18 protein-coding genes are annotated in these 23,189 nt (G+C 48.8%); 10 read left to right on the top strand and 8 right to left on the bottom strand.

Translation table 11 applies throughout. From position 1 onward, the window contains the following. Positions 1 to 161 precede the first annotated feature (161 nt). The 3 genes from nagE to ptsP all read left to right on the top strand — a co-directional run bounded on the left by nagE (position 162) and on the right by ptsP (position 4,816). Positions 162 to 1,592, top strand: a complete 1,431-nt coding sequence (gene nagE / locus Q1B11_RS06895) for an N-acetylglucosamine-specific PTS transporter subunit IIBC (protein WP_299729636.1) — start codon at positions 162 to 164, stop codon at positions 1,590 to 1,592. A 243-nt stretch (positions 1,593 to 1,835) separates the two neighbouring features. Beyond that, on the top strand, positions 1,836 to 2,270 hold the full coding sequence (locus tag Q1B11_RS06900; protein ID WP_299729639.1) for a PTS glucose/sucrose transporter subunit IIB: 435 nt from the start codon (positions 1,836 to 1,838) through the stop codon (positions 2,268 to 2,270). Then, positions 2,267 to 4,816 (top strand): phosphoenolpyruvate--protein phosphotransferase, encoded by a 2,550-nt coding sequence (gene ptsP / locus Q1B11_RS06905; protein ID WP_299729642.1) that lies wholly within the window; start codon positions 2,267 to 2,269, stop codon positions 4,814 to 4,816. The genes Q1B11_RS06900 and ptsP overlap by 4 nt, the downstream gene beginning before the upstream one ends. Before the next feature lie 168 nt (positions 4,817 to 4,984). Here the strand turns inward: ptsP and Q1B11_RS06910 are convergent, their stop codons facing one another. Further along, positions 4,985 to 5,302, bottom strand: coding sequence for a chaperone modulator CbpM (locus Q1B11_RS06910; protein WP_299729645.1), 318 nt, complete (start codon positions 5,300 to 5,302; stop codon positions 4,985 to 4,987). Beyond that, entirely contained in the window at positions 5,299 to 6,252 is a 954-nt protein-coding gene (cbpA, locus tag Q1B11_RS06915) for a curved DNA-binding protein (RefSeq protein ID WP_299729648.1), read from the bottom strand. The genes Q1B11_RS06910 and cbpA overlap by 4 nt, the downstream gene beginning before the upstream one ends. 264 nt (positions 6,253 to 6,516) lie before the next feature. Between cbpA and Q1B11_RS06920 the strand changes: the two genes are divergently transcribed. The 6 genes from Q1B11_RS06920 to Q1B11_RS06945 all read left to right on the top strand — a co-directional run bounded on the left by Q1B11_RS06920 (position 6,517) and on the right by Q1B11_RS06945 (position 14,719). Continuing rightward, positions 6,517 to 8,946, top strand: a complete 2,430-nt coding sequence (locus Q1B11_RS06920) for a DMSO/selenate family reductase complex A subunit (protein ID WP_299729651.1) — start codon at positions 6,517 to 6,519, stop codon at positions 8,944 to 8,946. 13 nt (positions 8,947 to 8,959) lie between these two features. Continuing rightward, the gene (locus Q1B11_RS06925) at positions 8,960 to 9,580 is read left to right on the top strand and encodes a DMSO/selenate family reductase complex B subunit (protein ID WP_299729654.1); all 621 of its coding nucleotides are present in this window, start codon (positions 8,960 to 8,962) and stop codon (positions 9,578 to 9,580) included. A 2-nt stretch (positions 9,581 to 9,582) separates the two neighbouring features. Beyond that, positions 9,583 to 10,431, top strand: coding sequence for a DmsC/YnfH family molybdoenzyme membrane anchor subunit (locus Q1B11_RS06930; RefSeq protein ID WP_299729656.1), 849 nt, complete (start codon positions 9,583 to 9,585; stop codon positions 10,429 to 10,431). Positions 10,432 to 10,804: 373 nt separating this feature from the next. After that, positions 10,805 to 13,234 (top strand): DMSO/selenate family reductase complex A subunit, encoded by a 2,430-nt coding sequence (locus Q1B11_RS06935; RefSeq protein WP_299729658.1) that lies wholly within the window; start codon positions 10,805 to 10,807, stop codon positions 13,232 to 13,234. 13 nt (positions 13,235 to 13,247) lie between these two features. Continuing rightward, positions 13,248 to 13,868 (top strand): DMSO/selenate family reductase complex B subunit, encoded by a 621-nt coding sequence (locus tag Q1B11_RS06940; RefSeq protein ID WP_299729661.1) that lies wholly within the window; start codon positions 13,248 to 13,250, stop codon positions 13,866 to 13,868. A gap of 2 nt (positions 13,869 to 13,870) precedes the next feature. After that, positions 13,871 to 14,719 (top strand): DmsC/YnfH family molybdoenzyme membrane anchor subunit, encoded by an 849-nt coding sequence (locus Q1B11_RS06945; protein ID WP_299729664.1) that lies wholly within the window; start codon positions 13,871 to 13,873, stop codon positions 14,717 to 14,719. A gap of 198 nt (positions 14,720 to 14,917) precedes the next feature. Here Q1B11_RS06945 and Q1B11_RS06950 read toward each other — a convergent pair whose 3' ends face one another. Beyond that, the gene (locus tag Q1B11_RS06950) at positions 14,918 to 16,567 is read right to left on the bottom strand and encodes a protein kinase (protein WP_299729667.1); all 1,650 of its coding nucleotides are present in this window, start codon (positions 16,565 to 16,567) and stop codon (positions 14,918 to 14,920) included. 212 nt (positions 16,568 to 16,779) lie between these two features. Further along, positions 16,780 to 16,905 carry a hypothetical protein gene (locus Q1B11_RS06955; RefSeq protein WP_299729670.1) on the bottom strand — a complete coding sequence of 42 codons (126 nt, stop codon included), beginning with the start codon at positions 16,903 to 16,905 and terminating at the stop codon, positions 16,780 to 16,782. 299 nt (positions 16,906 to 17,204) lie between these two features. Here Q1B11_RS06955 and Q1B11_RS06960 point away from each other — a divergent pair, with 299 nt between their 5' ends. Then, positions 17,205 to 17,744, top strand: coding sequence for a ferredoxin-type protein NapF (locus tag Q1B11_RS06960; protein ID WP_299729673.1), 540 nt, complete (start codon positions 17,205 to 17,207; stop codon positions 17,742 to 17,744). 149 nt (positions 17,745 to 17,893) lie between these two features. Here Q1B11_RS06960 and Q1B11_RS06965 read toward each other — a convergent pair whose 3' ends face one another. The 4 genes from Q1B11_RS06965 to Q1B11_RS06980 all read right to left on the bottom strand — a co-directional run bounded on the left by Q1B11_RS06965 (position 17,894) and on the right by Q1B11_RS06980 (position 23,030). Then, complete coding sequence (locus Q1B11_RS06965; RefSeq protein ID WP_299729676.1) at positions 17,894 to 19,333, bottom strand: sigma-54 dependent transcriptional regulator; 1,440 nt, start codon at positions 19,331 to 19,333, stop codon at positions 17,894 to 17,896. Beyond that, positions 19,330 to 22,383 (bottom strand): ATP-binding protein, encoded by a 3,054-nt coding sequence (locus tag Q1B11_RS06970; protein WP_299729679.1) that lies wholly within the window; start codon positions 22,381 to 22,383, stop codon positions 19,330 to 19,332. Before Q1B11_RS06970 ends, Q1B11_RS06965 begins: the two co-directional genes overlap by 4 nt. After that, on the bottom strand, positions 22,373 to 22,549 hold the full coding sequence (locus Q1B11_RS06975; RefSeq protein ID WP_299729682.1) for a hypothetical protein: 177 nt from the start codon (positions 22,547 to 22,549) through the stop codon (positions 22,373 to 22,375). The genes Q1B11_RS06970 and Q1B11_RS06975 overlap by 11 nt, the downstream gene beginning before the upstream one ends. Before the next feature lie 136 nt (positions 22,550 to 22,685). Further along, on the bottom strand, positions 22,686 to 23,030 hold the full coding sequence (locus tag Q1B11_RS06980) for a hypothetical protein (protein ID WP_299729685.1): 345 nt from the start codon (positions 23,028 to 23,030) through the stop codon (positions 22,686 to 22,688). Between the last annotated feature and the right edge of the window lie 159 nt (positions 23,031 to 23,189).

The following is a 23,189-nucleotide window of genomic DNA, read 5'->3' on the forward strand; positions in this document are numbered from 1 at the left end:
GCATTAAATTTGTCTGAAAAAGTGTAAAACAGCTGGTTTTTGTTGATCTCTATCAAAGTTTTGAGGGTTTATATTTTTTTCCGAAAAATAAATAGGTAAGCTGTAGTGGTCATACGCACAAATGTACCTTCTCACTAAAACTATATAACGGTTGATCAATCATGAACGTTTTGGGTTACTTACAGAAACTCGGCAAGGCGCTGATGCTGCCCATTGCCGTTTTACCCGTGGCGGCGCTCTTGCTTCGCCTGGGGCAGCCAGACTTGCTTGGCATTCCATTTATGGCAGAGGCGGGTAACGCCGTATTCAGTAATCTTGCATTACTGTTTGCCATGGGTATTGCCGTTGGTCTGTCTATTGATGGCGCAGGTGCTGCTGCCATCGCTGGTGCTGTTGGCTTTTTCATTTTAAAAGCAACCACCGCTACCATTAATCCGGATATTGATATGTCGTTCTTTGGCGGCATCATCAGCGGTATTGTCGCCGGACATTCTTATAATCGTTTCCATGCGGCTTCTTTACCAGACTACCTTGCTTTCTTTGGCGGTAAACGACTGGTGCCGATCATGACCGGTCTGTTCATGCTGTTGATTGGCTGGATCAGTGGGTATGTATGGCCTGGCATTCAAAGTGGTATCGATGCCTTTGGTCACGCAGTTGCCGATTCGGGTGCCATCGGCCAGTTCGTGTACGGCACGCTGAACCGCGGTTTGATTCCTTTCGGTTTGCATCACGTACTGAACTCCTACTTCTGGTTTGGTCTGGGTGATTTCACTAACGTTGCCGGCGATATTGTTAACGGTGACCTGCATCGCTTCTTTGCTGGCGATCCAACCGCAGGTGTCTTCATGACCGGCTTCTTCCCGGTAATGATGTTTGGTCTTCCTTCTGCTGCATTGGCTATGTATCTGACTGCTGATAAAAGTCGTCGTGCGCAGGTTGGCGGTGTGCTGTTCTCAGTAGGCCTGACGGCGTTTCTGACCGGTATTACTGAGCCTCTGGAATTCCTGTTCATGTTTATGGCGCCAGCGCTTTATGCGGCACACGCCGTATTAACCGGTCTCTCTCTGGTCGTGACTAACGCCATGGGCACCCTGCATGGCTTCGGTTTCTCCGCCGGTCTGTTTGACATGGTGCTAAACTGGGGATTGGCAACTAATCCATGGACACTGGTCGTCATTGGTCTTGTATTTGCGGTTATCTACTTCTGTGTTTTCTACTTCGCCATTAAAATCTTCAACCTGAAAACGCCGGGTCGTGAAGATGAAGATGAAACTGCTGGCGCTGCAGTATCAACAGAAGACAAGCAGGGCATGAGTGATAATGCTTACGAGGCACGCCAGTATTTAAAAGCTATTGGTGGTCTTGGTAACGTCACCAGTATTGATGCCTGTATTACCCGCCTGAGATTGTCGCTGAACGATCCAGCAGTGGCAGACGAGCGTGTAGTTAAGGCGCTGGGCGCCAGTGGCATGATCCGAGTCGGTGAGAAAAATCTGCAGATTATTCTTGGTCCAAAGGCAGAAATTATTGCCGGAGAGATGAAAAAGATTGCTGCAGATGAAGATCTGGGTAGTATACGCCTCCCTTAAAAAGGGTAATTAGTTCAAAGTCCTGACCTGCCAGGAATGATGTGCCGGCCATAATAGTGAATACTACTTAACTGGCTGGCATTCATGTTTAGTGAGATTGCCAAACTCTGTGCATGTGGAGTGAAGCACTTTCTAATTTCTCGGGCAGGTCACAGAAGGACTGTGATAAGAGTGCCGCGTTTGCGGCATTTTTATTGGAGCATTTCTGCGAATGTATGAGTAGTAACTGGTGGTTGATGAATCATGAGTAGTTTAGGTTTCTTCCAGCGGCTGAAAAAAGCCCTGAATTTATCCGGTGATGATGCCGTTTCATCAAAACCATCAGCGCCTGTCAGCGAACCACCCGTGTCCGCCAGCACTCCTGTCACAACCGCTTCTGAAACCAGAAAAGCGGTTGAAATCAATGCTTCACTGTTTGCAAAGCAGTGTCTGAAACTGGTGGGTGGGTATGGTAATGCTACCCGGATTGACGCCTGTGTCACCCGTATACGTCTGACCCTGAAAGACAACACTGTAGTCACCGACGCCCAGCTGAAAGCCATCGGTGCGGCAGCTGTCGTGCGTGTAGGTGATAAAAATCTGCAGGTAGTGGTTGGACCAATGGCTCAGGACATCGCTGAAGAAATGAAAAAGATCCCTGTTACGGAGGATCTGTCCAAAATTGAGGTTCCTGCATGACTTCTACTGTAACTCTCTCTCTGGTGGCTCCTCTCTCAGGTACGTTACGTTCCATTGATGAGTCTGTTGATCCGGTTTTTGCTGGTCGACTGATTGGTGATGGTGTTGCCATTGATCCCGAAGATTCTGTAGTCCTTGCACCCTGTGAAGGCACGATCAGCCAGTTACACGACGCTAAGCATGCGGTCGCTATTAAAACCGACGCGGGCTTGGAGATACTGATTCACGTTGGTGTTGATACGGTTGTTTTGAAGGGTGAAGGTTTCGAAGCCTTTGTCAGCATAGGCGACAAAGTCACTGTTGGTCAGAAGTTGCTGTCTTTCGACGCCGAGGTGGTGGGTGCCAAAGCTGCCAGTCTTCAGACCGCTATCATGATCACCACCGGTGAAACCGGTGTCGTCATTAACCAGGGCAGCAAAGTGACCGCTGGCCAGAGCAAAGTATTTGCCATCGGTGATAACGCTGAGCAAGAAGCGGCGAGTTTGGTATCTGAAGCCGTCCCGGCAGTTCAGCAGGAATCCATCACTTTGGTGGAGCCTTTTGTACTGAAAAATCCGGTTGGTCTGCACGCTCGCCCGTCAGCCACACTCATTCAGATTATCAAGCGTTTTAACTCTGATGTAACCATTCTGAACCGGGATAACAGTAAAGAGTGTAAAGCCAACAGTCTGACAGCCATGATGGGCTTGTCGACGGTGATGGGCTCTAATCTCGAAATCACAGTGACAGGCCCTGATGCACAAGATGCCATGGCTGCGGTGCTTGAAGGGTTCGAGAGCGGTCTGGGAGAAGATGTTTCCGGCTTTGTTGCACCAACGGCGGCAGAAGCCGAGCCAGAAGAAGCACCACTGCTGGGGCCAGTAGAAGGCGAGGATGGTCGTTTACCGGGCGTTAAAGCAGCGCCGGGCATGGCGATTGGTAAACTGCGTCATCTGGAGCACGAACTGCCAAGCTACCCGGAAGCAGGTGTTGGCGTTGCAGATGAGCTCGGGCAGTTAGATTACGGTATCCAGCAAGCCCGCGAAGCATTGCAAAAGCTGGTTTCCAAAATGGAAGCTGAACACGTTGGCGGTCATGCTGAAGTGTTTGTTGCCCATCAGCAGCTACTTGACGACCCAGCCATCAGTGAGCGCGCTCACAAGCTGATTGAGAGCGGCAAAAGCGCCATGTGGGCCTGGCACAAAAGCTTTCTGGCAGAAGCCGACGATATGCGCAAGCTGGATAACCCTATGCTGGCGGCTCGCGCTATCGATGTAGAAGACGTTGGTCTTCGAGTGCTGCGTGTGCTCATGGGCATTGACGATGCCAACGAACAAATGCCGGAAAATACCATTCTGTGTCTGGAAGACATTACGCCGTCTGAAGTGGTCACGCTGGACCGCAGTCGTGTGATTGGTATCGTCACTCTGCATGGTGGCGCGACTTCCCACGCAGCCATTTTGGCCGGTTCTCTGGGTATTCCATACCTGGTGAACGTGCCTGCCAGCGTACGTGACTACGACAATGGCACCGACGTTATCCTGAATACCAACAAGGGTTATGTTCTGGTTAACCCGACGCAGGAAGAAATCGGGAGAACCGTTGCCCGTCAGGAACGTGCTGCGACGGAACATGAAGAAGCTCTGAAAGTCGCGGATCAGCCTGCGGTGACTCAGGATGGACATCATGTTGAGATTGCTGCCAACATCGCTAACAACGATGATGCAGAAAAAGCAGTGAAAATGGGCGCTGAAGCGGTGGGTCTGTTGCGTTCAGAATTTCTTTATATGGAGCGTGCGGTTGAGCCGTCGATGGATGAGCAGGTGAAAGCCTATGAAGCCATTTTGACGACGATGGGCAAAGATCGTCCGGTGATTATTCGTACCCTCGACGTAGGCGGTGATAAGCCTTTGGCTTATCTGCCACTGCCAAGAGAAGAAAACCCATTCCTGGGTGAGCGTGGCGTGCGTATCGGTATCAATCGTCCGACCATGTTGCGCAAACAGGTTCGTGCGATCCTTCAGGCGGCACATGCCGGCTATGCTCGCATCATGTTCCCAATGGTGAGCTCCATTGATGAATTCCGGGCGGTGAAAAAGCTGGTTTTGGAAGAGCAGGAAAACTCCGGCGTGAAGGTAGAAGTAGGCATTATGATCGAAGTGCCTTCTGCTGCACTGTTGGCGGATCACTTTGCCAAGGAAGTGGATTTCTTCTCAATCGGTACCAACGACCTGACCCAGTACACCCTGGCAGTTGACCGTGGTCATCCAAAACTGGCGGCTCGTGTGGATGGTCTGCATCCTGCGGTTCTGCGCCTGATTGATATGACCGTAAAAGCGGCCAACAAAGAAGGCAAGTGGACGGGTATCTGCGGTAGCCTGGCCAGTGATCCGGCAGCGGTTCCTGTGCTGGTAGGTCTGGGTGTTCAGGAATTGTCGGTGAGTGTGCCGGCCATTCCGGTGGTCAAAGCCCGTGTTCGCAGCCTGAACTATGAACAGTGCCAGCACATTGCCCGTGAAGCACTGACTCTGTCTCTGGCGGAAGAAGTACGTCAATTGTCGGCTTAATGATGATGGATCGGCCCCATTAAAAAATGGGGCTTTCTTCGGCACCTTGTTCCCATGCTCCGAGGTTGTTGCAAAACTCAAAACACCTCGTTCCCATGCTCCGCGTGGGAATGCATACCCCAAACATCAGGGTTGGAGGGTTTCGCAACAACCTCTTGAACTGTTTAGTTACGGGGGCAGAATACCCGGAGTGAAGCGACTAAGCCGTCGTTTCAGATGACGATTTTCGTGTTTCAGTTGATCGAGCTTCCTCAACAAATCCATCGCCAGAGCAATGCCTGGCCAGTCCACATCAAGTTCGCGGTGTAAGCGCACAGCCTTATTGGTTATCAGCAGCATAGTCGGGCTGAACTGCCATTCCTCGGCGGAAGTGCCTGACGGCTCTACAATGCCCTGCTCAATAATTTCAATAACGGTTTCTTTGGTTGCACCGGTTCGCAGGCAGACTTCGGTGAAGCTGAAGTGGGTTGTTTGTGTCTCACTCATGATGCTTCACTCCACTCGGCTCTTGGATTGAACGGCGCCAGCCCAGCTATTTTCTGCCAATGCTCCTTTATGGGTTCATTGTTCTCTGGCATGACCACTTTCAGTAATGCATAAAAATCACCGTGCACTTTTTTTCCTGGAAGGCCTTTGCCTTTCACTCTCAATCGTTGGCCACTCTGACTGTTTTCCGGAATGGTTAAACTGATTTTTCCGGAGAGTGTAGGTACCGTGATTTTTGCACCTAAAGCGGCTTCCCACGGAGCGATAGGAAGCGTGATGATCAAATTATGCCCCTCGACGTCAAACAGAGGATGAGGGACTAACCGGATACGCAAATACAAATCGCCATTTTCTCCTCCTCCGACCCCTGGTGCCCCCTGTCCTTTCAAACGGATATGCTCTCCATCAGTAACACCGGCTGGAATTTTGACCTTCAGGGTTTTGTTCTTCTCCGTTATACGACCGTTATCATCGTATTGGGGAATGCTGTAAGAGATCGTTTTCGATTCTTGGGACATCGTATCTTCAAGAAATACTGGCATCTCTTTTTCCAGATCTTGCCCGCGTTGACTAAATGATGGACGTCCTTCAAAACCTCTGGATCGCGAACCACCGGAAGAGCCAAAAATGGATGAGAAAAAATCTGAAAAATCGCCCTGAAAATAATCGTCATTCCCATCCTGCGAGCCTGACGATTGCCAACCCGGTGGTGGACGAAAGCTCTGTTGAGAGCCGCCATACTGTCGAAGTTCATCGTACTCCGCCCGTCGGGCATCGTCTTTGAGCACTTCATAGGCTTCGGCAACCGCCTTGAACTGGTTTTCAGCATCATGATGCTCACTGACATCCGGGTGATACTTTCTGGCGAGCTTGCGATAGGCGGCTTTGATCGTTTTTTTATCCGCATCAGGATCGACACCCAAAATCTTGTAGTAGTCTTTGAACTCCATCGTGCATCCCGTATTGGAACATCGGTGAGCCAAATATAGACCAAAGGAGCATCAGGTCATGTTCTCGATCTGATAAGGATGGCAATTGAGTCTTAGCGCTCGATTATACAATCTGTTTAAAATTTGCTCTGGATCATACACCGATATACCGCTGTGCAATTACTATCCCCTTCGATTTTATGACCCTGCAAGCTAACGAATCATCATGGTCGTTTTTTGCAGAAGTATGAAATTTACGATGATGATTTTGCGACGGCGTAGTTGATGAAAGAAATAGTTGATCAGGCGTTAGCTTCCAATGTGAAGCGGAGAACGTTCATGAAGTGGGGCGCAGCAGCAAGCAGTGCTGCGATGGTAGGCGGCAGTCCTCTGCCAATGAAGGCAGTGGCTTCTGAAAAGAAAGCGGCATCCAATGATGATGTTAAATCAGTTTGGTCTTCCTGCACAGTCAACTGCGGTTCTCGTTGTGCCTTGCGCCATCAGGTAAAAAACGGCGTGATTATTCACACTGAAACCGATAATACGGGCGATGACGTTTATGGCGATCACCAGGTTCGTGCTTGTCTGCGTGGTCGTTCATTCCGCAAGCGCGTATACAACCCGGATCGTTTGAAATACCCAATGAAGCGGGTAGGCAAACGGGGTGAAGGTCGTTTTGAACGCATCAGTTGGGAAGAAGCGTTTGATATTGTTGCTGACAACCTGAAGCGCATTAAGAAAGAGTACGGCAACGAGGCGATCTACCTCAACTATGCGACAGGTACCCTGGGTGGCACCATTGCCAAATCCTGGCCGCCAGCTTCCAGCCCGATTGCCCGTCTGATGAACTGCTGGGGCGGTTACCTGAATCACTACGGCACGTACAGTACGGCTCAGATTGCCATTGGTATGCCATACCTGTTTGGAGCCAACAGCAACAACTGTATTTCTGATCTGGTCAACACCAAACTGATCGTTAACTTCGGTAATAACCCTGCAGAAACCCGCATGAGCGGTGGTGGTGTTATTTATCATCTGTCGGAAGCCAGAAAGCGCAGTAATGCACGAATGATCATGTTTGATCCTCGCTTGACGGATACCGCGCTTGGGCCAAATGATGAATGGGTGCCATTACGCCCGGGAACCGACGCTGCGCTTGTGGCGGGTATGGCGTGGGTAATGATGACTGAAAATCTGGTGGATAATGATTTCCTCAGTCGTTATACCGTGGGTTATGACGAAGATTCTTTGCCAGAAAGTGCACCAAAAGGCTCTTCCTGGAAATCTTACATTCTGGGTGAAGGTCCGGACGGTGTTGTAAAAACACCGGATTGGGCAGCAAAAATTACGTCTGTCCCTGCCAAAACCATTATTCGTCTGGCTCGTGAAATTGCCATGACAAAGCCGTGTAATGTAATGCAGGGCTGGGGGCTTCAGCGTACAGCCAATGGTGAACAAGCCTGTCGTGCTGTTGCGATGCTGGCGGTTATGACCGGAAACGTAGGTGTCGCTGGTGGAGGTAGTGGTGCCCGTGAAGGCAGCTATTCTATGCCATTCGCAGCTTTCCCAACGCTGACAAACCCAATCAAAACGGCAATCCCGATGTTCCTGTGGACGGATGCGATTTATCGCCATTCTGAAATGACGGATAAAACCGATGGTATTCGTGGCGCTGAACGACTGAGTCAGCCTATCAAGTTTATCTGGAACTATGCGGGCAACTGCATTATCAACCAGCACTCCGATATCAATCGTACTCATGAAATTCTTCAGGACGAATCCCGGTGCGAAATGATTGTGGTCATTGAAAACCACATGACGTCCAGTGCCCGTTATGCGGATATTCTTCTGCCAGACTTGACTGCTGCAGAGCAGCCGGACTTTGCACCAAACGGCAGCTGCGGAAATATGGGGTATGCCATTTTCTGTGATACAGCCGTAGAACCGCTGTATGAGTGCCGTTCTGTATACGACATGTGTTCTGAAGTGGCTAAACGACTGGGCGTTGAAGAAGCCTTCACAGAAGGGCGTGATCAGGAAGCCTGGTTACGACATATCTACGCACAGGCTCAGAAAAAGAACGCCGGTTTGCCGGATTTCGATACCTTCCGTCAACAGGGTATCGTGAAGCAGAAGAACCCAGGTGAGCCATCTGTCGCTTACAAGGCCTTCCGTGAGAACCCAGAAGCCAATCCTTTGAACACGCCTTCCGGTAAAATCGAAATTTATTCTGAGCGCCTTGCTCAAATTGCCGCGACCTGGACGTTGAAAGACGATGAGGCCATCCGCCCTCTGCCGGAATACGTTTCTTCTTGGGAAGGCCACGAGTCACCAACCGTAGAAGATTATCCACTGCAGCTTTTTGGTTTCCATTACAAATCCCGCACTCACTCTACCTATGGCAACGTAGATGTCATTAAAGACGCCTGTCGTCAGGAAATCTGGGTCAACCCGATTGATGCTGCTAAGCGTGATATCAAAGACGGTGACATGCTGAAGGTGTGGAATGATCGTGGTGAAATTCGTGTGGTCGCCAAGATTACAGAACGAATTATTCCGGGTGTCACAGCCATGGGACAGGGCAGCTGGTATGCGCCGGACCGTAATGGTGTGGATATGGGTGCCTGCTTGAACACGCTGACGACATTGCGTCCATCGCCACTGGCAAAAGCAAATCCACAGCACACCAACCTTGTTGAAATTGCCAAGGCATAACAGGTAGAAGTAAATGACTCAACTTGGATTTTATGTAGACACGTCTAAGTGTACGGGCTGTAAAACCTGTCAATTGTCGTGCAAAGATGAAAACGACCTACAGGTTGGTGTGAACTGGCGTCGGGTATATGAATACGGCGGTGGTGACTGGTTCCAGAATGCTGACGGCACCTACGAGCAAAACGTATTTGCTTATTACACATCCATCAGCTGTAACCATTGTGCCCAACCAGCCTGTACTAAAGCTTGCCCAACCGGTGCGATGCACAAACGTGAGCAGGATGGTTTAGTGGTAGTAGACGGCGATGTTTGTGTTGGTTGTCGCTATTGTGAAATGGCCTGCCCATACGGCGCACCGCAGTTTGATGCTGAAAAGAAAGTCATGACCAAGTGTGATGGCTGTTATGACCGGGTTGAACAGGGCAAGATGCCGATCTGTATTGACTCCTGTCCACTGCGTGCGTTGGAATTCGGACCGATCGATGAGCTGCGTGCGAAGTACGGTACGGAGGCGGATATCGCACCACTGCCGGATTCTTCCCTGACTCAACCTTCTCTGGTGATGAAGGCGAGTCGTCATGCCAAACCTTCCGGTGACCGTACCGGACGCATCATCAACACACGGGAGGTGTAACCATGCATGAGTTGTCGTTAGTTTTCTTTACGGTACTTGCTCAGAGCACAGTCGGAATGTTTCTGATTCTGGCTGCCATGTTAATGGTTAATCAGGATGTCAGCCGGCAGCGGATTTTGAGTCGAGGGCTGGGTGCTGTTCTAGTCATGCTTGGTATCGCCGGTGTTGCAGCCATGACTCACCTCGGACACCCACTGCGTGCGATCAATGTGGTGTTTGGCCTTGAGCATTTCTCTGCACTGAGTGTTGAAATTCTGGCTACCTCTTTGTTTGGCGGTGCAGTATTCACGTTCGGAGCAATGGTTCACTTCGGCATCCTGCCTAAGCTGCAGAAGCTGGTTTTGGCAGGTGCTATGGCGCTGGGCGTACTGTTACTGCTGGCCATTGCCAATGTGTATACACTGGCAACGGTTCCAGCCTGGAACAGTGGTTGGACTATTTTCCAGTTTGTTATGACGGCATTTGTCGTTGGTATTCCAGCTGCTGCGCTGTTGCTGAGAAGCCAGTCCACGCTGTTGGGTGCTTATCAGAAAAATGCTGATCGCGCTTTGGCAACTCTGGGTTTCCTAGTGATGGGCATCGTGCTGGTGGGTTATCCGCTGTACTTGTTCTGGCTGGGGCAGGTGGATCTGCCGGTAAACCCTCTGGGGCTGTTTGAATACCACGGTAGTTTAATGCTTGCTCGATTGGCGCTGTTGTTTGTTGGCATGGGCTTGTGGGTGATTTCTGCAACCCGTGGAAGTAATACTGCGGCTGGTTTAACAGCAATCAGCACTGTGCTGGTGCTAATCGCTGAACTGTGCGGGCGTATTTTCTTTTACGATCTACATATGTTTGCCAGCGGTATGTAAATGAGCAACTCCGGGTATGCTAACTCATGCCCGGAGTTTTTCAGCAACCATTATGCTTCATTTTTAATCATACCCGCATACTTGACTTTGAAGCGCCTGGCTAAAGATTCAGGATAAATGATCATATATGGTGTAATTACACGTTTGTTAAGGGATCATCATTAGTACAATTTGTGATCCCACCACTCTTTGTGTAATTGTCTCAAAACGCGCAAAAAATTGATTTAGATCAAGCGGTTGTTTCTTGATCACCGATTATCATCATCGCCCTTTTGTCAGTTCATTATTTGTACACTCTCCCTTGCCGTGTTGCTTGTCATGGATGCTTTGGCGACCTGGTTTACGGACTGGCTTAGTGATAACGGTAAAATAAATGAAGAAACTACTTGATAGTGCGCTGTCGTCCATCGTCAAGCGAAGAACCTTTATGAAATGGGGTACTGCCGCTGGCGGCGCTGCTGTTGTCGCAGGTAATGCGCTTCCACTGAAAGCCATTGCTGCTGAATCATCTTCTGAAAAAAAATCTGAAGAGAAGGTGACCTGGACTGCCTGTATGGTGAACTGTGGCAGCCGATGCCCACTTCAGGTTCACACCAAAGATGGTGTGATTACCCATGTTGAATCCGATAACCGTGGCGATGACGTGTATGGCGATCATCAAATCCGCGCCTGTCTCCGTGGCCGCTCCATCAAACAGCGTGTATACAACCCTGATCGTCTGAAATACCCGATGAAGCGGGTAGGCAAGCGTGGCGAAGGTCGCTTTGAGCGCATTAGCTGGGATGAAGCGCTGGATACCATTGCCAAACAGCTGAAATACACTATCGACACCTACGGAAATGATGCGATTTATTACCAGTATGGCTCTGGCACCCAAGGCTATAAGACCGATGGACCTTTTGCTGGTAAACGTTTATTGAACCTGATCGGTGGTTATCTGCCTTACTACGGCAACTACAGTTGGGGACAAATTCAGTTTGCGCTGCCATTTACTTACGGCGGCGGTCGTCCAGCGGCTTATGGCAGTTTCACCAGTGAAATTGCCAATGCAGAACTGCTGGTGATGTTTGGTTACAACCCTGCTGAAACTCGTATGAGTGGTGGCGGTGAAATTTACGAACACACCAATGCTGTGAACAGCAAAAATGTTCGCACCATCATTATTGATCCTCGTTATACCGACACCATGCTGGGCAAAGAGTCTGAGTGGATTCCTATTCGCCCGGGTACCGATGCTGCCATGGTTGAAGCCATGGCTTGGGTGCTGATCAAAGAGAATATGGTGGACGAGGCTTTCCTTGAGAGGTTCTGCGTTGGCTACGATGAAAAAACACTGCCAGCCAGCGCACCAAAGAATGGTCACTACAAAGCGCACATTCTAGGGCAGGGGCCGGACGGCATCGAAAAAACACCCGAATGGGCTGCCACCATCACCGGTATTCCAGCGAAGAAAATCATCCAGCTGGCCCGTGAAATTGGCAGTGCCAAACCGGCTTACATTATTCAGGGTACGGGCATTCAGCGTCAGGCAAATGGTGAGCAGGCCAGTCGTGCGATCTGCATGTTGCCAATTCTGACTGGCAATATCGGTTTGGCTGGAACCAATACCGGTGAAATGCCGGGTAACTATGGCTTCCCGGTGAAAACCCTGCCGGTTGGTAATAACCCGATCAAAACAGCGATTCCATTCTTTAAGTGGACCGACGCCATTCACCGTCACCATGAAATGACGGATAAGACGGATGGTTTGCAGGGCGGAACACACCTGAAGAACCCGATTAAGTTTATCTGGCAATATGCAGGCAACATCACCATTAACCAGCATTCCGATATCAACCGGACGAAAGAAATTCTCTCGGATGAAAGCAAATGCGAGTTTATTTTGGTGTTTGAAAACCACATGACACCTACCGCACGTTTTGCTGACATTCTGTTGCCGGATATCACCACCATCGAAAATTACGAAGTGGCGAGTAACGGTTATTCATCCGGAAGCCTTGGTGCTGTTATTCCGCTGGTGCCTGCCATTGAGCCAATGTATGAGTGCCGCAGTGCATACGACATCTGTTCGGGTATCGCCCAACGTTTTGGTCTGGAAGAGCAGTACACCGAAGGAAAAACCCATGAAGAATGGGTAGCAGAACTGTATGAGCTGATGCGCAAGGAGCAGCCTCAGGTTCCGACTCTGGAAGATCTGCGTCGAGATGGGCCGTATACGCAACCAGCACCGGAAAGTATTCGCATTGCTCTGAAAGATTTCCGCAGCAATCCGAATAAGCATCCGTTGGGCACACCCTCTGGAAAAATTGAAATCTATTCCGAGAAGTTGGCGACGATTGCCGCTGAATGGGAATTACCGGAAGGTGATGTGGTTACGCCGATTCCTCAGTACGTCACCACGTGGGAAAGTCATCTGGACCCACTGACAGAAAAGTATCCGCTGCAGCTGATTGGTTTCCACACCAAAGGTCGTGTGCACTCTACTTATCACAACGTGGCTCTTCTCCGTGAAGCCGTCACGGATGCGGTATGGATGAATCCGGCAGATGCAGACGCTCGTGGCATTAAAGATGGCGATATGTTGAAAGTCTGGAATGACCGTGGAGAAACCCGTATTCCTGCGAAAGTCAGCCCGCGTATTATGCCGGGTGTTGCCGCACTCGCTGAAGGTGCCTGGTACACGCCGGGTAAAGACGGAGTCGACCGTGGTGGCTCTTTCAACGTGTTGACCACACATCGCAGTACGCCGCTGTCCAAAGGCAACCCAATGCACACCAACCTTGTTGAAATCGCCAAGGCATGACAGGTAGAAACAAATGACACAACTTGGATTCTATGTAGACACGGCCAAGTGTACAGGCTGTAAAACCTGTCAATTGTCGTGCAAAGACGAAAACAACCTGAAGGTTGGTGTGAACTGGCGTCGTGTGTATGAATACGGCGGCGGTGACTGGATGCAAAACGCAGACGGCACCTACGAACAAAACGTATTTGCCTATTATACCTCCATCAGCTGTAACCACTGTGCACAGCCAGCCTGTACAAAGGCTTGTCCAACCGGCGCCATGCACAAGCGTGAGAAAGATGGTTTGGTGGTAGTAGACGGCGATGTTTGTGTGGGTTGTCGTTATTGCGAAATGGCATGCCCATACGGCGCACCGCAGTTTGATGCAGAAAAGAAAGTCATGACCAAGTGTGATGGCTGTTATGACCGTGTTGAACAAGGCAAGATGCCGATCTGTATCGAATCCTGCCCACTGCGTGCTTTGGAATTCGGACCGATTGATGAGCTGCGGGCGAAATACGGCACTGAAGCCGACATTGCTCCGCTGCCAGACTCATCTCTGACTCTGCCTTCTCTGGTGATGAAAGCCAGTCGTTATGCCAAGCCTTCCGGTGACCGTACCGGACGCATTATCAACACACGGGAGGTGTAACCATGCACGAGTTGCCACTGGTTTTCTTTACGGTTCTGGCACAGGGAACCGTGGGTCTGTTTCTGGTACTGGCCTGCCTGTTAATGGTAAATAGTGACAACAGTCGTCAGCAGCTGTTGAACAAAATGCTGATGGTGGTTTTGGTACTGCTGGGTATTTCCGGTGCTGCAGCCATGACACACCTTGGTCAGCCGCTGCGTGCTATCAATGTGGTGTTTGGTCTAGAACACTTGTCTGCACTGAGTGTGGAGATTATGAGTACCTCACTGTTTGGTGGTGCTGTCTTCACTTACGTGGCCATGACCCACTTCGGCATTCTGCCAAAATTGCAGAAGCTGGTGCTGGCTGGTGCCATGGGGCTGGGCGTATTGTTACTGCTGGCCATTGCCAATGTGTATACGCTGGCGACAGTGCCCGCCTGGAATAGCGGCTGGACGGTTTTCCAGTTTGTGATGACGGCATTTGTCGTTGGCATTCCGGCAGCAGCGCTGATGCTGCGAACTCAATCGGTATTGTTGGGTGCATATCAAAAGAATGCTGACCGTGCACTGGCAACCTTGGGCTTTCTGGTGATGGGGGTGGTGCTGGTGGGTTATCCACTGTACCTGTTCTGGTTGGGGCAGGTTGATTTGCCTGCCAACCCTCTGGGACTGTTTGAATACCACGGTAGTTTAATGTTGGCTCGATTGGCACTGCTGTTTGTTGGCATGGGTTTGTGGGTGATTTCTGCAACCCGTGGCAGTAATGCCGTGGTTGGCCTGACAGCCTTTAGTACAATTATGGTGCTGATGGCTGAACTCTGTGGTCGTATTTTCTTTTACGACCTGCATATGTTTGCCAGCGGTATGTGATTTATGAAGGCATCATCCCCTGGTTTTATTTCTGGGGGATGACTGCCTTCAGCCTGCTTTTGGCCGCTGGTAGAAGTTCACGAAATATTACTTGCTCAGTTCCGGCAAAGCTTTCAAGTCAGGCTACATGTGTTTCATGTTAATGCTTGTTTGACTTGAGCGGCTCTTATTAAACTTTAATATTTCGATAATCTGCCCTTACTTATCGAAATCAATATTTTCGATAACTTGTGATACCTGATCAAGTGTTGGTCTTTCCACTGGATTTACCTGCATCATTCCTTCTACCAGTTGCTTCAATTCTTTATTCTGGAATTTAACGGTATTTAGTTTTCTGGAAATGATAGACGACACTTTTCTTTCTGTCATTTTGTTAACCCAGCCTAGGATTTCGGGGTCATCAAGTCCAAGCATGAATGGATTATCCTCGACTTCCGGGTCGATCACCATATCGATGATCGCAACGGCCAGAGAAAAAATGTCACAAGTCTTTGGGTTATGAGTTTTCTGAATAACCAGTTCAGGAGCTCGATAGATCGGCACACCCGTTTTTCCATATGCTTTATCTTCACCTTGTTCTGCATCCCCAAGATCGAGTATTTGGGTTCTAAAGGTATCTGGGTTGATTGTCAGGTTATCCAACTTAAAGTCCCTATGCCCTATATCAAGTTTATGCATATCCTTAATATTTTTAATCATATTCTGAATTATTTTTTTCTTTGCTTTTGAGTCTGGAATATACTTTTCTGTATACGTATAGCCGTCAATGCCATCAGCTTTATCCATGAAAATAATAAATTCTTTATTCCCGGATTGGTCCTTGGTTTCAGAAACGCCATGAATTTTAGGAGCACTATCACCTAATGCTTTTTGTAGGCTAACCTCTTTTTTGAGTTCGGTTCGTAACTTATCGATTTCTTCCTTATTATTGGGTTTTTTGGGTTTTATTTTTTTTGCGACACACAGGTGAGATTTATTGGTGGTTGGTTCTGTAATGAGAGCGAATTTAACCATGCCAGCTGCTCCACTACCGAGGTAGTAGCCAATGTTGGGTGATTTGATATCCGAAGCATTGATGCCCAGCTTTGTAGCTGCGAGCTCTGTCAGTGGTTTTTTATCTTCCTTTGTGACGAGGCTTAAAATATCATCATCAGTCCAGCCAAATTTAATCAGTGCTTCGTAGGGTAAGCTATTAAGCAATTTTGCCTTTGCTGAATATTGCCCGTTTTGATTTCTGATAATAATCTCAGTGAAAGCTTTTTTACTGGTTTTTTTATCTATTCTGTTTGCATACATCGTTCTTGGTTTTACCGGTGGTGGCGATTTTTTTGCCGGTAAAGTTTGGTTTGAGATCGACTGCTTGGTGGGTGAGGCAGGCCTTTTTCTGGCGGCAGGCTCTCCACTTGCTTTCTTAATGGCTGATTCGTGAAAACTGATTAATGATTGAATACCTTGCTTTTGATAAGTAGGTTTGTTTTTTCTCAGGTTTGCTACTAATTCTTCAGCGCTTAATTTTTGGGGCGCGTTATTGTTATGAGCCTTTGTTATATCTGTGCTGGGTTGATATGGATTATTAGTGGGTTTTAGAGAGATAATAGGGATATTTTTTACTGATCTTTCAGCACATGTTGTTTTGGTGAATACATTTTTTTTAGGTTCAGCATTTAACCTGCTTTTATCGATTACTTTCTTAGCATGAGCAAGAACAGGCCGGATTGGCTGACTGGCAATGATTCGGCTTTCAAATATACGCGCCTTTTCTTGGACATTGCCTTGCTCTACTGGCTTTTGATAAAAGGCAGAAATTTTTGGTTGTACTATTGTTTTTGATCCTAGTGCAGTAGACATAATAAATCCTTGTATTTGCCCCTCGCAAAAAAATAGACTTTGAACGAATGAGGAAACATTCCCATAGCAGGGATTAATAAGAAATAAGACGTTTGGCTATTTACGGCTAAAGTTGGTTATCAGCCAGAACCCAGCGGATTAAAAGTGCTGAGCCAGAGCAATAATGGCAAGCACCAGAGAGGTTACCTGCCAGAAGCGAACAGGATCTCTATCTAAAAGGGTTTGATGCCGTTTAATGACGTAATTCGGATCAGGCTCATAAAGATAATATTGGCAGGCCTGAGATCTTGATGAATCACTTCTTTACGATGCAGCGCCTGAAGACCTTTGCCAGTCATGACTAATGATATCTCTGACGATTGTCAGATCAGGCCTCGGGTTATCAATCATCCACTGAGCCACTCTTCCATTAGCAGGGTTTCCAGAAATGGTTGGTTTTCTCAGTGCTCCGTGGGTGGAGCTTTGATGACGACCTCTTTCTGGGTCTGCATATCCAGTTAGGATAAAGTACAGCACCGTGATGAGACGTTTTATTGTTGGTGGTTATTGCGTTCAGGAAACGGTAGAACTACTGCTTAAAAGTCAGCCAGTGTTTGGCTAAAGTCTGTCTTCCTGTTACCGGTTTCCCAGTGAAGCAATGTCAGATATCAACAAAACAGATGATGAACAGCTAGAGTCGCCTGCACGACGGGCGTTGTTTCGTCGGTTTGCGCCGGAGCAACCGACTGTTGTTCCCGACAGCCACTATCCCCGGCCTCCCTGGGCCGTTGAAAATGCTTTGTTTCTGGCGCTTTGCACTCAATGCGATGCATGCATCAGTCAATGCCCGATGCGAGTGCTGGGTAAATCGGATGAGAAAGAAGAAATTCTGCACGGTCGCCCGATTCTGGATCTTGCTTATGGCAGCTGTGATTTCTGTGGTCAGTGTGTTGATGCTTGTCCGTCCGGTGCATTAGATAAGGACCGTGGGAAAAAACGACAGGTTATCCCTTTATTAACAGGGAGCTGTCAGGCTGAGCTTGGGATGTACTGTCATCTGTGTGCCGAAGCCTGCAATGAGCAGGCTATCGAATTTAATGCGAGTAAAAAGCCAGTGATTGATCTTGAACGCTGTACAGGCTGTGGTGAGTGCACCATGGACTGTTATAGTCGTGTGCTAATCATGTCAAAACATTAGGGATTTGACATGAAATAATTTACACGTTTCCGTTTCTGAAAAAGCTGGGGCACTCGCGCTTTTTCGGACTACGGCCTACGGATAGCGGTCAACGGTCTCAACGATGCTTCAAGGCCTCAGTAAATGTGGATCTTGTTTCGGGGAAGCTCCTAAGTGGTTGTTTTCTTTCTGGGTATGCCAAGTCTTTGTCGTCTTTCCCAAAGCGTCTTACGACTGATTCCGAGCTTTTGTGCCAGCTCCGTTTCTGTCATCTGATCCTGATGCTCAAGAACAAAGCGTTGGAAATAATCTTCAAGGGTCAGCCCATCCTGAGATTCTTCAGCGTCGGCTCGGAACAGCACCTGTTTAACCCGCACCTCAATATCCAAGTGTTCAGGGGTGATAATATTGTCTTCCGAAAGAATGACTGCCCGCTCGATGGCGTGTTCCATTTCTCTGACATTACCCGGCCATTGGTACTGAGACATGGCGGCCATGGTTTCTGGCGCCAGTGAGAAAACCTCCAAGCCCATTTTTTCACAGGTCTTTTCCAGCAGCCGCTCCGCCAGCATTAAGATGTCGCTGCCCCGCTCACGTAACGGCGGAATGCGGAGCTCAACCACTTTAAGGCGGTAATAGAGATCTTCCCGAAACTCATTTTGTGATGACAACTGTTTCAAGTTTCTATGAGTAGCTGCGATTAGTCGTACGTCCACGGATTGAGACTGAACCGAACCTACACGACGGATTTCTCCTTCCTGTAGAACCCGCAACAATCGAGCTTGAGCTTCAAGAGGTAGTTCACCAATCTCATCCAGAAACAGAGTGCCGCCATTCGCTGCTTCAATGAGACCGGTTCTGGCGGCGTTTGCTCCAGTAAAAGACCCTTTTTCATGACCAAAAAGTTCGGACTCAATCAGTGTTTCCGGAATGGCGGCGCAGTTAACCGAAATCATCGGACCTTTGGCGCGACGACTGTTTTCATGAAGGGCACGGGCAACCAGTTCCTTGCCGGTGCCTGATTCTCCCTGGATCAGAACGGTGGCATCGGTAGGTGCGACTTTCTGAATCTGTCGGAAGAGCAAATTCATGCCGTCACACTGCCCTAGAATGCCGCTGAAGCCAGCATCAGACGACAGGGCGGCCTGTTTAATATCTGTTGTACCATTTTGATTTTCAGAGGTGTCCTGGGCGAGGGTGTCTTTCTTTTTGATGGCCTCAGCCACTCTTTCCAGCATCTCGGCATGATCAAAGGGCTTGGCAATATAATCTACCGCACCTTGTTTCATGGTAGAAACGGCAGAGTTGAGACTGGCATAGCTGGTCATGATTAACACTGGGATGCTGCCCGCGAGATTAATCATCTCGGTGCCCGGTTTGCCCGGAAGACGTAAGTCGCTGATGATCAAATCATAAGAATCATCTTTAAGCAGGCTATCTTCGGCCTCATAAACGGAGCCAGTTTCTGTGACGCTATAGCCCTGACGCTCCAGAAGTCTGCGCAGAGATGAACGGATTATTTCTTCGTCTTCGACAATGAGAATCTTGCCCTGAGCTTTGTCTTGGACCTTGTCTTGAACCTTGCCCTGAACCGTAGTGCTCTGACTCATGCCGTTTCCCCCTGCAGCTCATAGACTGATTCTGTTGTAATTGGCTCTGCTTCGTAGCGTGGAAGGGAAATCATAAAACACGTCCCTCGTCCGGTATTTGCATCTAATGGGCTTATCACCTGAATGCTGCCGAAGTGCTCTTCAATGATATTCCAGGTAAGGGCAAGGCCAAGACCCGTGCCCTTTCCTGCTTCTTTGGTGGTAAAAAATGGTTCAAAGAGCTTTTCCTGAATCTCTTTTGGAATACCGTGTCCCTGGTCTTCAACTCGAATGGTGACCGTATGCTGGTTAGCGCTGGTCGTGACTGAAATCAAGCTGGTGATCTCTGGGTCAGAATCAGAAGCGTCCGCTGCATTTTTTAACAGGTTAATGAACACTTGTTGCAGTTTCTGGCTGTTGCCAGAGACGCAGAGTCCCGCTGAGCACAGATTACGGAACTCGATATTGCTGTGCTTATGACTTAATTGCAACAAGCTAACTGCTTCCTGAATCGTGCTGCATATTTCAACAGGTTCTGAGGAGATTGATTCATTAGACAGTTGTTGTCTGGCTCCTTTCTGCCCTGAATGTGCATAAGAGACCAGAGTTTGAACAATGCGGCTGACCCGTTTTGTCTGTTCAAGAATTTGCTGGGAACTTTCTTTAATATCCGGATCACTGGAGAGCGCACTCATCTCCTGTGCGAGACAATCAATCCCCGTGATTGGGTTACCAATTTCATGAGCGACACCTGCCGCCAGTTGTCCAATAGACGCCAAACGTTCGCTGTGGAATAACTGTTCTTCCAGAAGCTGGGTTTCTGTTTGATCTTCCATCAGGATAACCTGGTTACCGCCAGTGCCGGAGGCGGGTGCATGAATTGTGGATTTATGCAGGTTGAGGTATCGAACGCCACCATCAAGCTCAATGCGGTGTTTGGTCAGGTGTTTGCCTTCGAGGCGAAGAAACTCATTGAGTACCGTTTTCCATGGCTCTGGAATATCCCTCAACGGCATACCCAGCACGGCTTCTGTTTCGATGCCGGTAAGTTCAGCCATGGCTGGATTCCAGAACATCACATCACGGTCACTGATCAGCCCATTACTGGTGTTGCTGATAGAGTCGATGGCACAGACGGCCATGGGCAACGAGTTCAATGTGTCTCGATGATAACGGCGCAGGCTGTCCAGTTCACCGGCAAGCCCTGTGAGCCGGGTATGGTAATCCTCCATCCGGGATTCCATGAAATGAATATCCCTTGGCACGTAATTGCTTTCAGCATCCAGTGGTAGAAAGGAGTCAACAATATCATGGGCAATGGTGGGGCCCATTAAGCCGGAAAGATTGGTTTCAATGCGATCTCTTAAGCGCCTGAGAGAATGTGGACGATTGTCGTCTGCTCGCATGTTCAGGTCGCTCAGCGCTTTACTGATTTCCTTTTGTGCTGCAACTGGGCCAAGTGGGGCACTGAGCATTTCCTGGAACTCATAGGATGATCGAGCCTGGGGGATTTTATGGGGCTGTTGACCAACTTCTTTAACCAGGCAGGCTGCCGCGGCACTGCGTTCTTCATCAGACATGCCGGTTAATTTAGACATCAGGAAAAACACCAGTAGATTGACTGCCAATGATGACATGGCCGCCAAATACCACCCGTCATTCGTAATGGTGCCAAAATGCACACTGCGAATCGGGAACACTTCCATCCCCATGGTCAGCGGCATCATCAAGGTAAAGAACCAGACGGCACTACCCGTCAGAAGACCGGCAATGAGTCCTTTATGATTGGCACTGCCCCAATACAGGGTTGCGAGTGTCCCGGGTAGAAGCTGCAAAGCACCGACATAGGCGACAATGCTCAGGCTGTACATATCCACTTCGTTGTGAAGCAGGCGATAGAAGCCATAAGACGAGAGGATAAGGCCGATAATCACCAGGCGCTTTACATTGGTTAGCCAGCGATAGATGTTGATATGAGCAGGCGCTGAGGGTTCACGGCTTTGGTAAACCGGAAGAATGACATGATTCATCAGCATGGATGACAGGGCTAAAGAGGTCACAATAAACAAGCCACTGGCAGCAGAGAGACCGCCAATATAGGCGATCATGGTCAGTAATCGATTATCCAGCGCTGCACCGATAGCCAGAGGGAAGTATTCCGGTGGGTAGTTACTGTTAATTTTCAAGCCTGCCCAGAGAATCAGTGGCGTTGAAATACTCAGTAAGAGCAGGAAAAATGGCAGCCCCCAACTGGCAGTGAATAGTCGTCGGATATCCCGGTTTTCTGCAAAGGTCATATGGAATACATGAGGCATAACCACGGCAGAAGCAAAGAACATCAACAGTGTTGTGCGCCATGGACCATCTTCTAGATGGGAGTTCATGCCAATAATGACCTGAGAGTTGGACTCCAACCACTGATTCAGTTCTGGAAATCCGCCAAAAATTTGATAGATCACCACCCCGCCCAGCAGCGCAATAATCAACAGTTTGAGCAGTGATTCGAAGGCAATCGCCACCACAAGGCCATCATTCTGATGGCGGCCGGCAAGGTGCCGAGTACCAAGAAGAATGGTTAATACGGCTACCAGCAGGCAAAAACCAAAGGCCAGCTGATCGGACATGCGTTCATTGGTCAGCAAGGAGATACTGTCGGATACTGCCTGAATCTGTAAGGCAAGGAGTGGGAAGGTGATGCACAACAGAAGTAGTGTGGTCAGGGTGCCAGCCAATGGACTTCTGAAGCGAAAAGCGAATAGATCGGGCAGTGAGCTGAGTTGATAGGTTGAGGTGATTTTAAGAATGGGGATCAGTAATACCGGTGCCAGAAGAAATGCGCCGCTTAGGCCAAAATAAAAACTCAGGAACACATAGCCATCGTCGTGGGCAACGCCAATACTGCCATAATATGCCCAGCTGCTGGCATAGACGCCCAGCGATAAAACATACGTCGCTGGATGGTTAACAATGCGTTTGGGAATAAAGCCTTTGTCGGTGGCCCAGGCGCATAAAAAGAGAAGGAGCAGGTAGAGAAAGCTGACGAGAAGGATATGTTCCAGCTCAAAGTTCATCACTGTTACCCCGAATCTGTAGAGCAAAAGCCGCAATAATCAGGATAAGCCAGAGAACCCAAGGCTGATACCAATGCTCACCAAAGGTAATCCACCAGCCCATAATAGCCGGGGAAAACAGGTAGATGCCGATCACCAGAAGCAGGACGAGGCGGTAGATATACATATTACTTCGATGCAGTTTCCCGGTAGGAGACACATAGTAATGGTTATATGTGAAAACCGCAAAGAAGGTGTGGTTTATTCTGTCGCTGGATGGAGCCGAGGAAAATGGCTGCTCATTGAGTAGCCAAACAGTGGCATTATTTTATATTCAGTGCTTTGCTAAGCACTCGAAGTTTACGTGCTATGTCGTCGAACTTATCCTCTAACTCTTCTCTGGCGTTCTGTTTATTCAGAGCATCTGTGAGTAGCAGGCCATCAATTTTTCCCCGCACATCTAGATAATCGTGGTCTTTCAGCAGCTCTGCGATGGCTAGATGTTCTTGGTTTTTTTCATCAAAGTTTGCATATATCCATGCATACAATGCTTGTTCAGCCTGTTCTGGATTGCTTTCGCTCAAATTTCTCAGGTGAGTGGCGTTTTTAAGAGAGTTATCGGGTGTTGCCAGAGACAGTTCAAGACTATCGAGTGCCTCATTTAACATAAAAAACTCGTTTAGCTTGCCGAGCTTCTTGTTTAGCCCCCTGTGTCAGCATAGTTGTCGTCTCTCCTGAATTTAAAACTTAGGCTCTTCAGGGATATCTGTGGGTAAAAATGAACTGATTTGAAGAAAAAAGCACCAGCGATCAATTTCTGATAGATT

Source organism: uncultured Endozoicomonas sp. (assembly GCF_947495845.1).
Lineage (GTDB): Bacteria > Pseudomonadota > Gammaproteobacteria > Pseudomonadales > Endozoicomonadaceae > Endozoicomonas.

Coding starts and splice junctions, on each gene's coding strand:
- nagE (WP_299729636.1), top strand. CDS start 162: ATGAACGTTTTGGGTTACTTACAGAAACTCGGCAAGGCGCTGATGCTG.
- Q1B11_RS06900 (WP_299729639.1), top strand. CDS start 1,836: ATGAGTAGTTTAGGTTTCTTCCAGCGGCTGAAAAAAGCCCTGAATTTA.
- ptsP (WP_299729642.1), top strand. CDS start 2,267: ATGACTTCTACTGTAACTCTCTCTCTGGTGGCTCCTCTCTCAGGTACG.
- Q1B11_RS06910 (WP_299729645.1), bottom strand. CDS start 5,302: ATGAGTGAGACACAAACAACCCACTTCAGCTTCACCGAAGTCTGCCTG.
- cbpA (WP_299729648.1), bottom strand. CDS start 6,252: ATGGAGTTCAAAGACTACTACAAGATTTTGGGTGTCGATCCTGATGCG.
- Q1B11_RS06920 (WP_299729651.1), top strand. CDS start 6,517: ATGAAAGAAATAGTTGATCAGGCGTTAGCTTCCAATGTGAAGCGGAGA.
- Q1B11_RS06925 (WP_299729654.1), top strand. CDS start 8,960: ATGACTCAACTTGGATTTTATGTAGACACGTCTAAGTGTACGGGCTGT.
- Q1B11_RS06930 (WP_299729656.1), top strand. CDS start 9,583: ATGCATGAGTTGTCGTTAGTTTTCTTTACGGTACTTGCTCAGAGCACA.
- Q1B11_RS06935 (WP_299729658.1), top strand. CDS start 10,805: ATGAAGAAACTACTTGATAGTGCGCTGTCGTCCATCGTCAAGCGAAGA.
- Q1B11_RS06940 (WP_299729661.1), top strand. CDS start 13,248: ATGACACAACTTGGATTCTATGTAGACACGGCCAAGTGTACAGGCTGT.
- Q1B11_RS06945 (WP_299729664.1), top strand. CDS start 13,871: ATGCACGAGTTGCCACTGGTTTTCTTTACGGTTCTGGCACAGGGAACC.
- Q1B11_RS06950 (WP_299729667.1), bottom strand. CDS start 16,567: ATGTCTACTGCACTAGGATCAAAAACAATAGTACAACCAAAAATTTCT.
- Q1B11_RS06955 (WP_299729670.1), bottom strand. CDS start 16,905: ATGACTGGCAAAGGTCTTCAGGCGCTGCATCGTAAAGAAGTGATTCAT.
- Q1B11_RS06960 (WP_299729673.1), top strand. CDS start 17,205: ATGTCAGATATCAACAAAACAGATGATGAACAGCTAGAGTCGCCTGCA.
- Q1B11_RS06965 (WP_299729676.1), bottom strand. CDS start 19,333: ATGAGTCAGAGCACTACGGTTCAGGGCAAGGTTCAAGACAAGGTCCAA.
- Q1B11_RS06970 (WP_299729679.1), bottom strand. CDS start 22,383: ATGAACTTTGAGCTGGAACATATCCTTCTCGTCAGCTTTCTCTACCTG.
- Q1B11_RS06975 (WP_299729682.1), bottom strand. CDS start 22,549: ATGTATATCTACCGCCTCGTCCTGCTTCTGGTGATCGGCATCTACCTG.
- Q1B11_RS06980 (WP_299729685.1), bottom strand. CDS start 23,030: ATGTTAAATGAGGCACTCGATAGTCTTGAACTGTCTCTGGCAACACCC.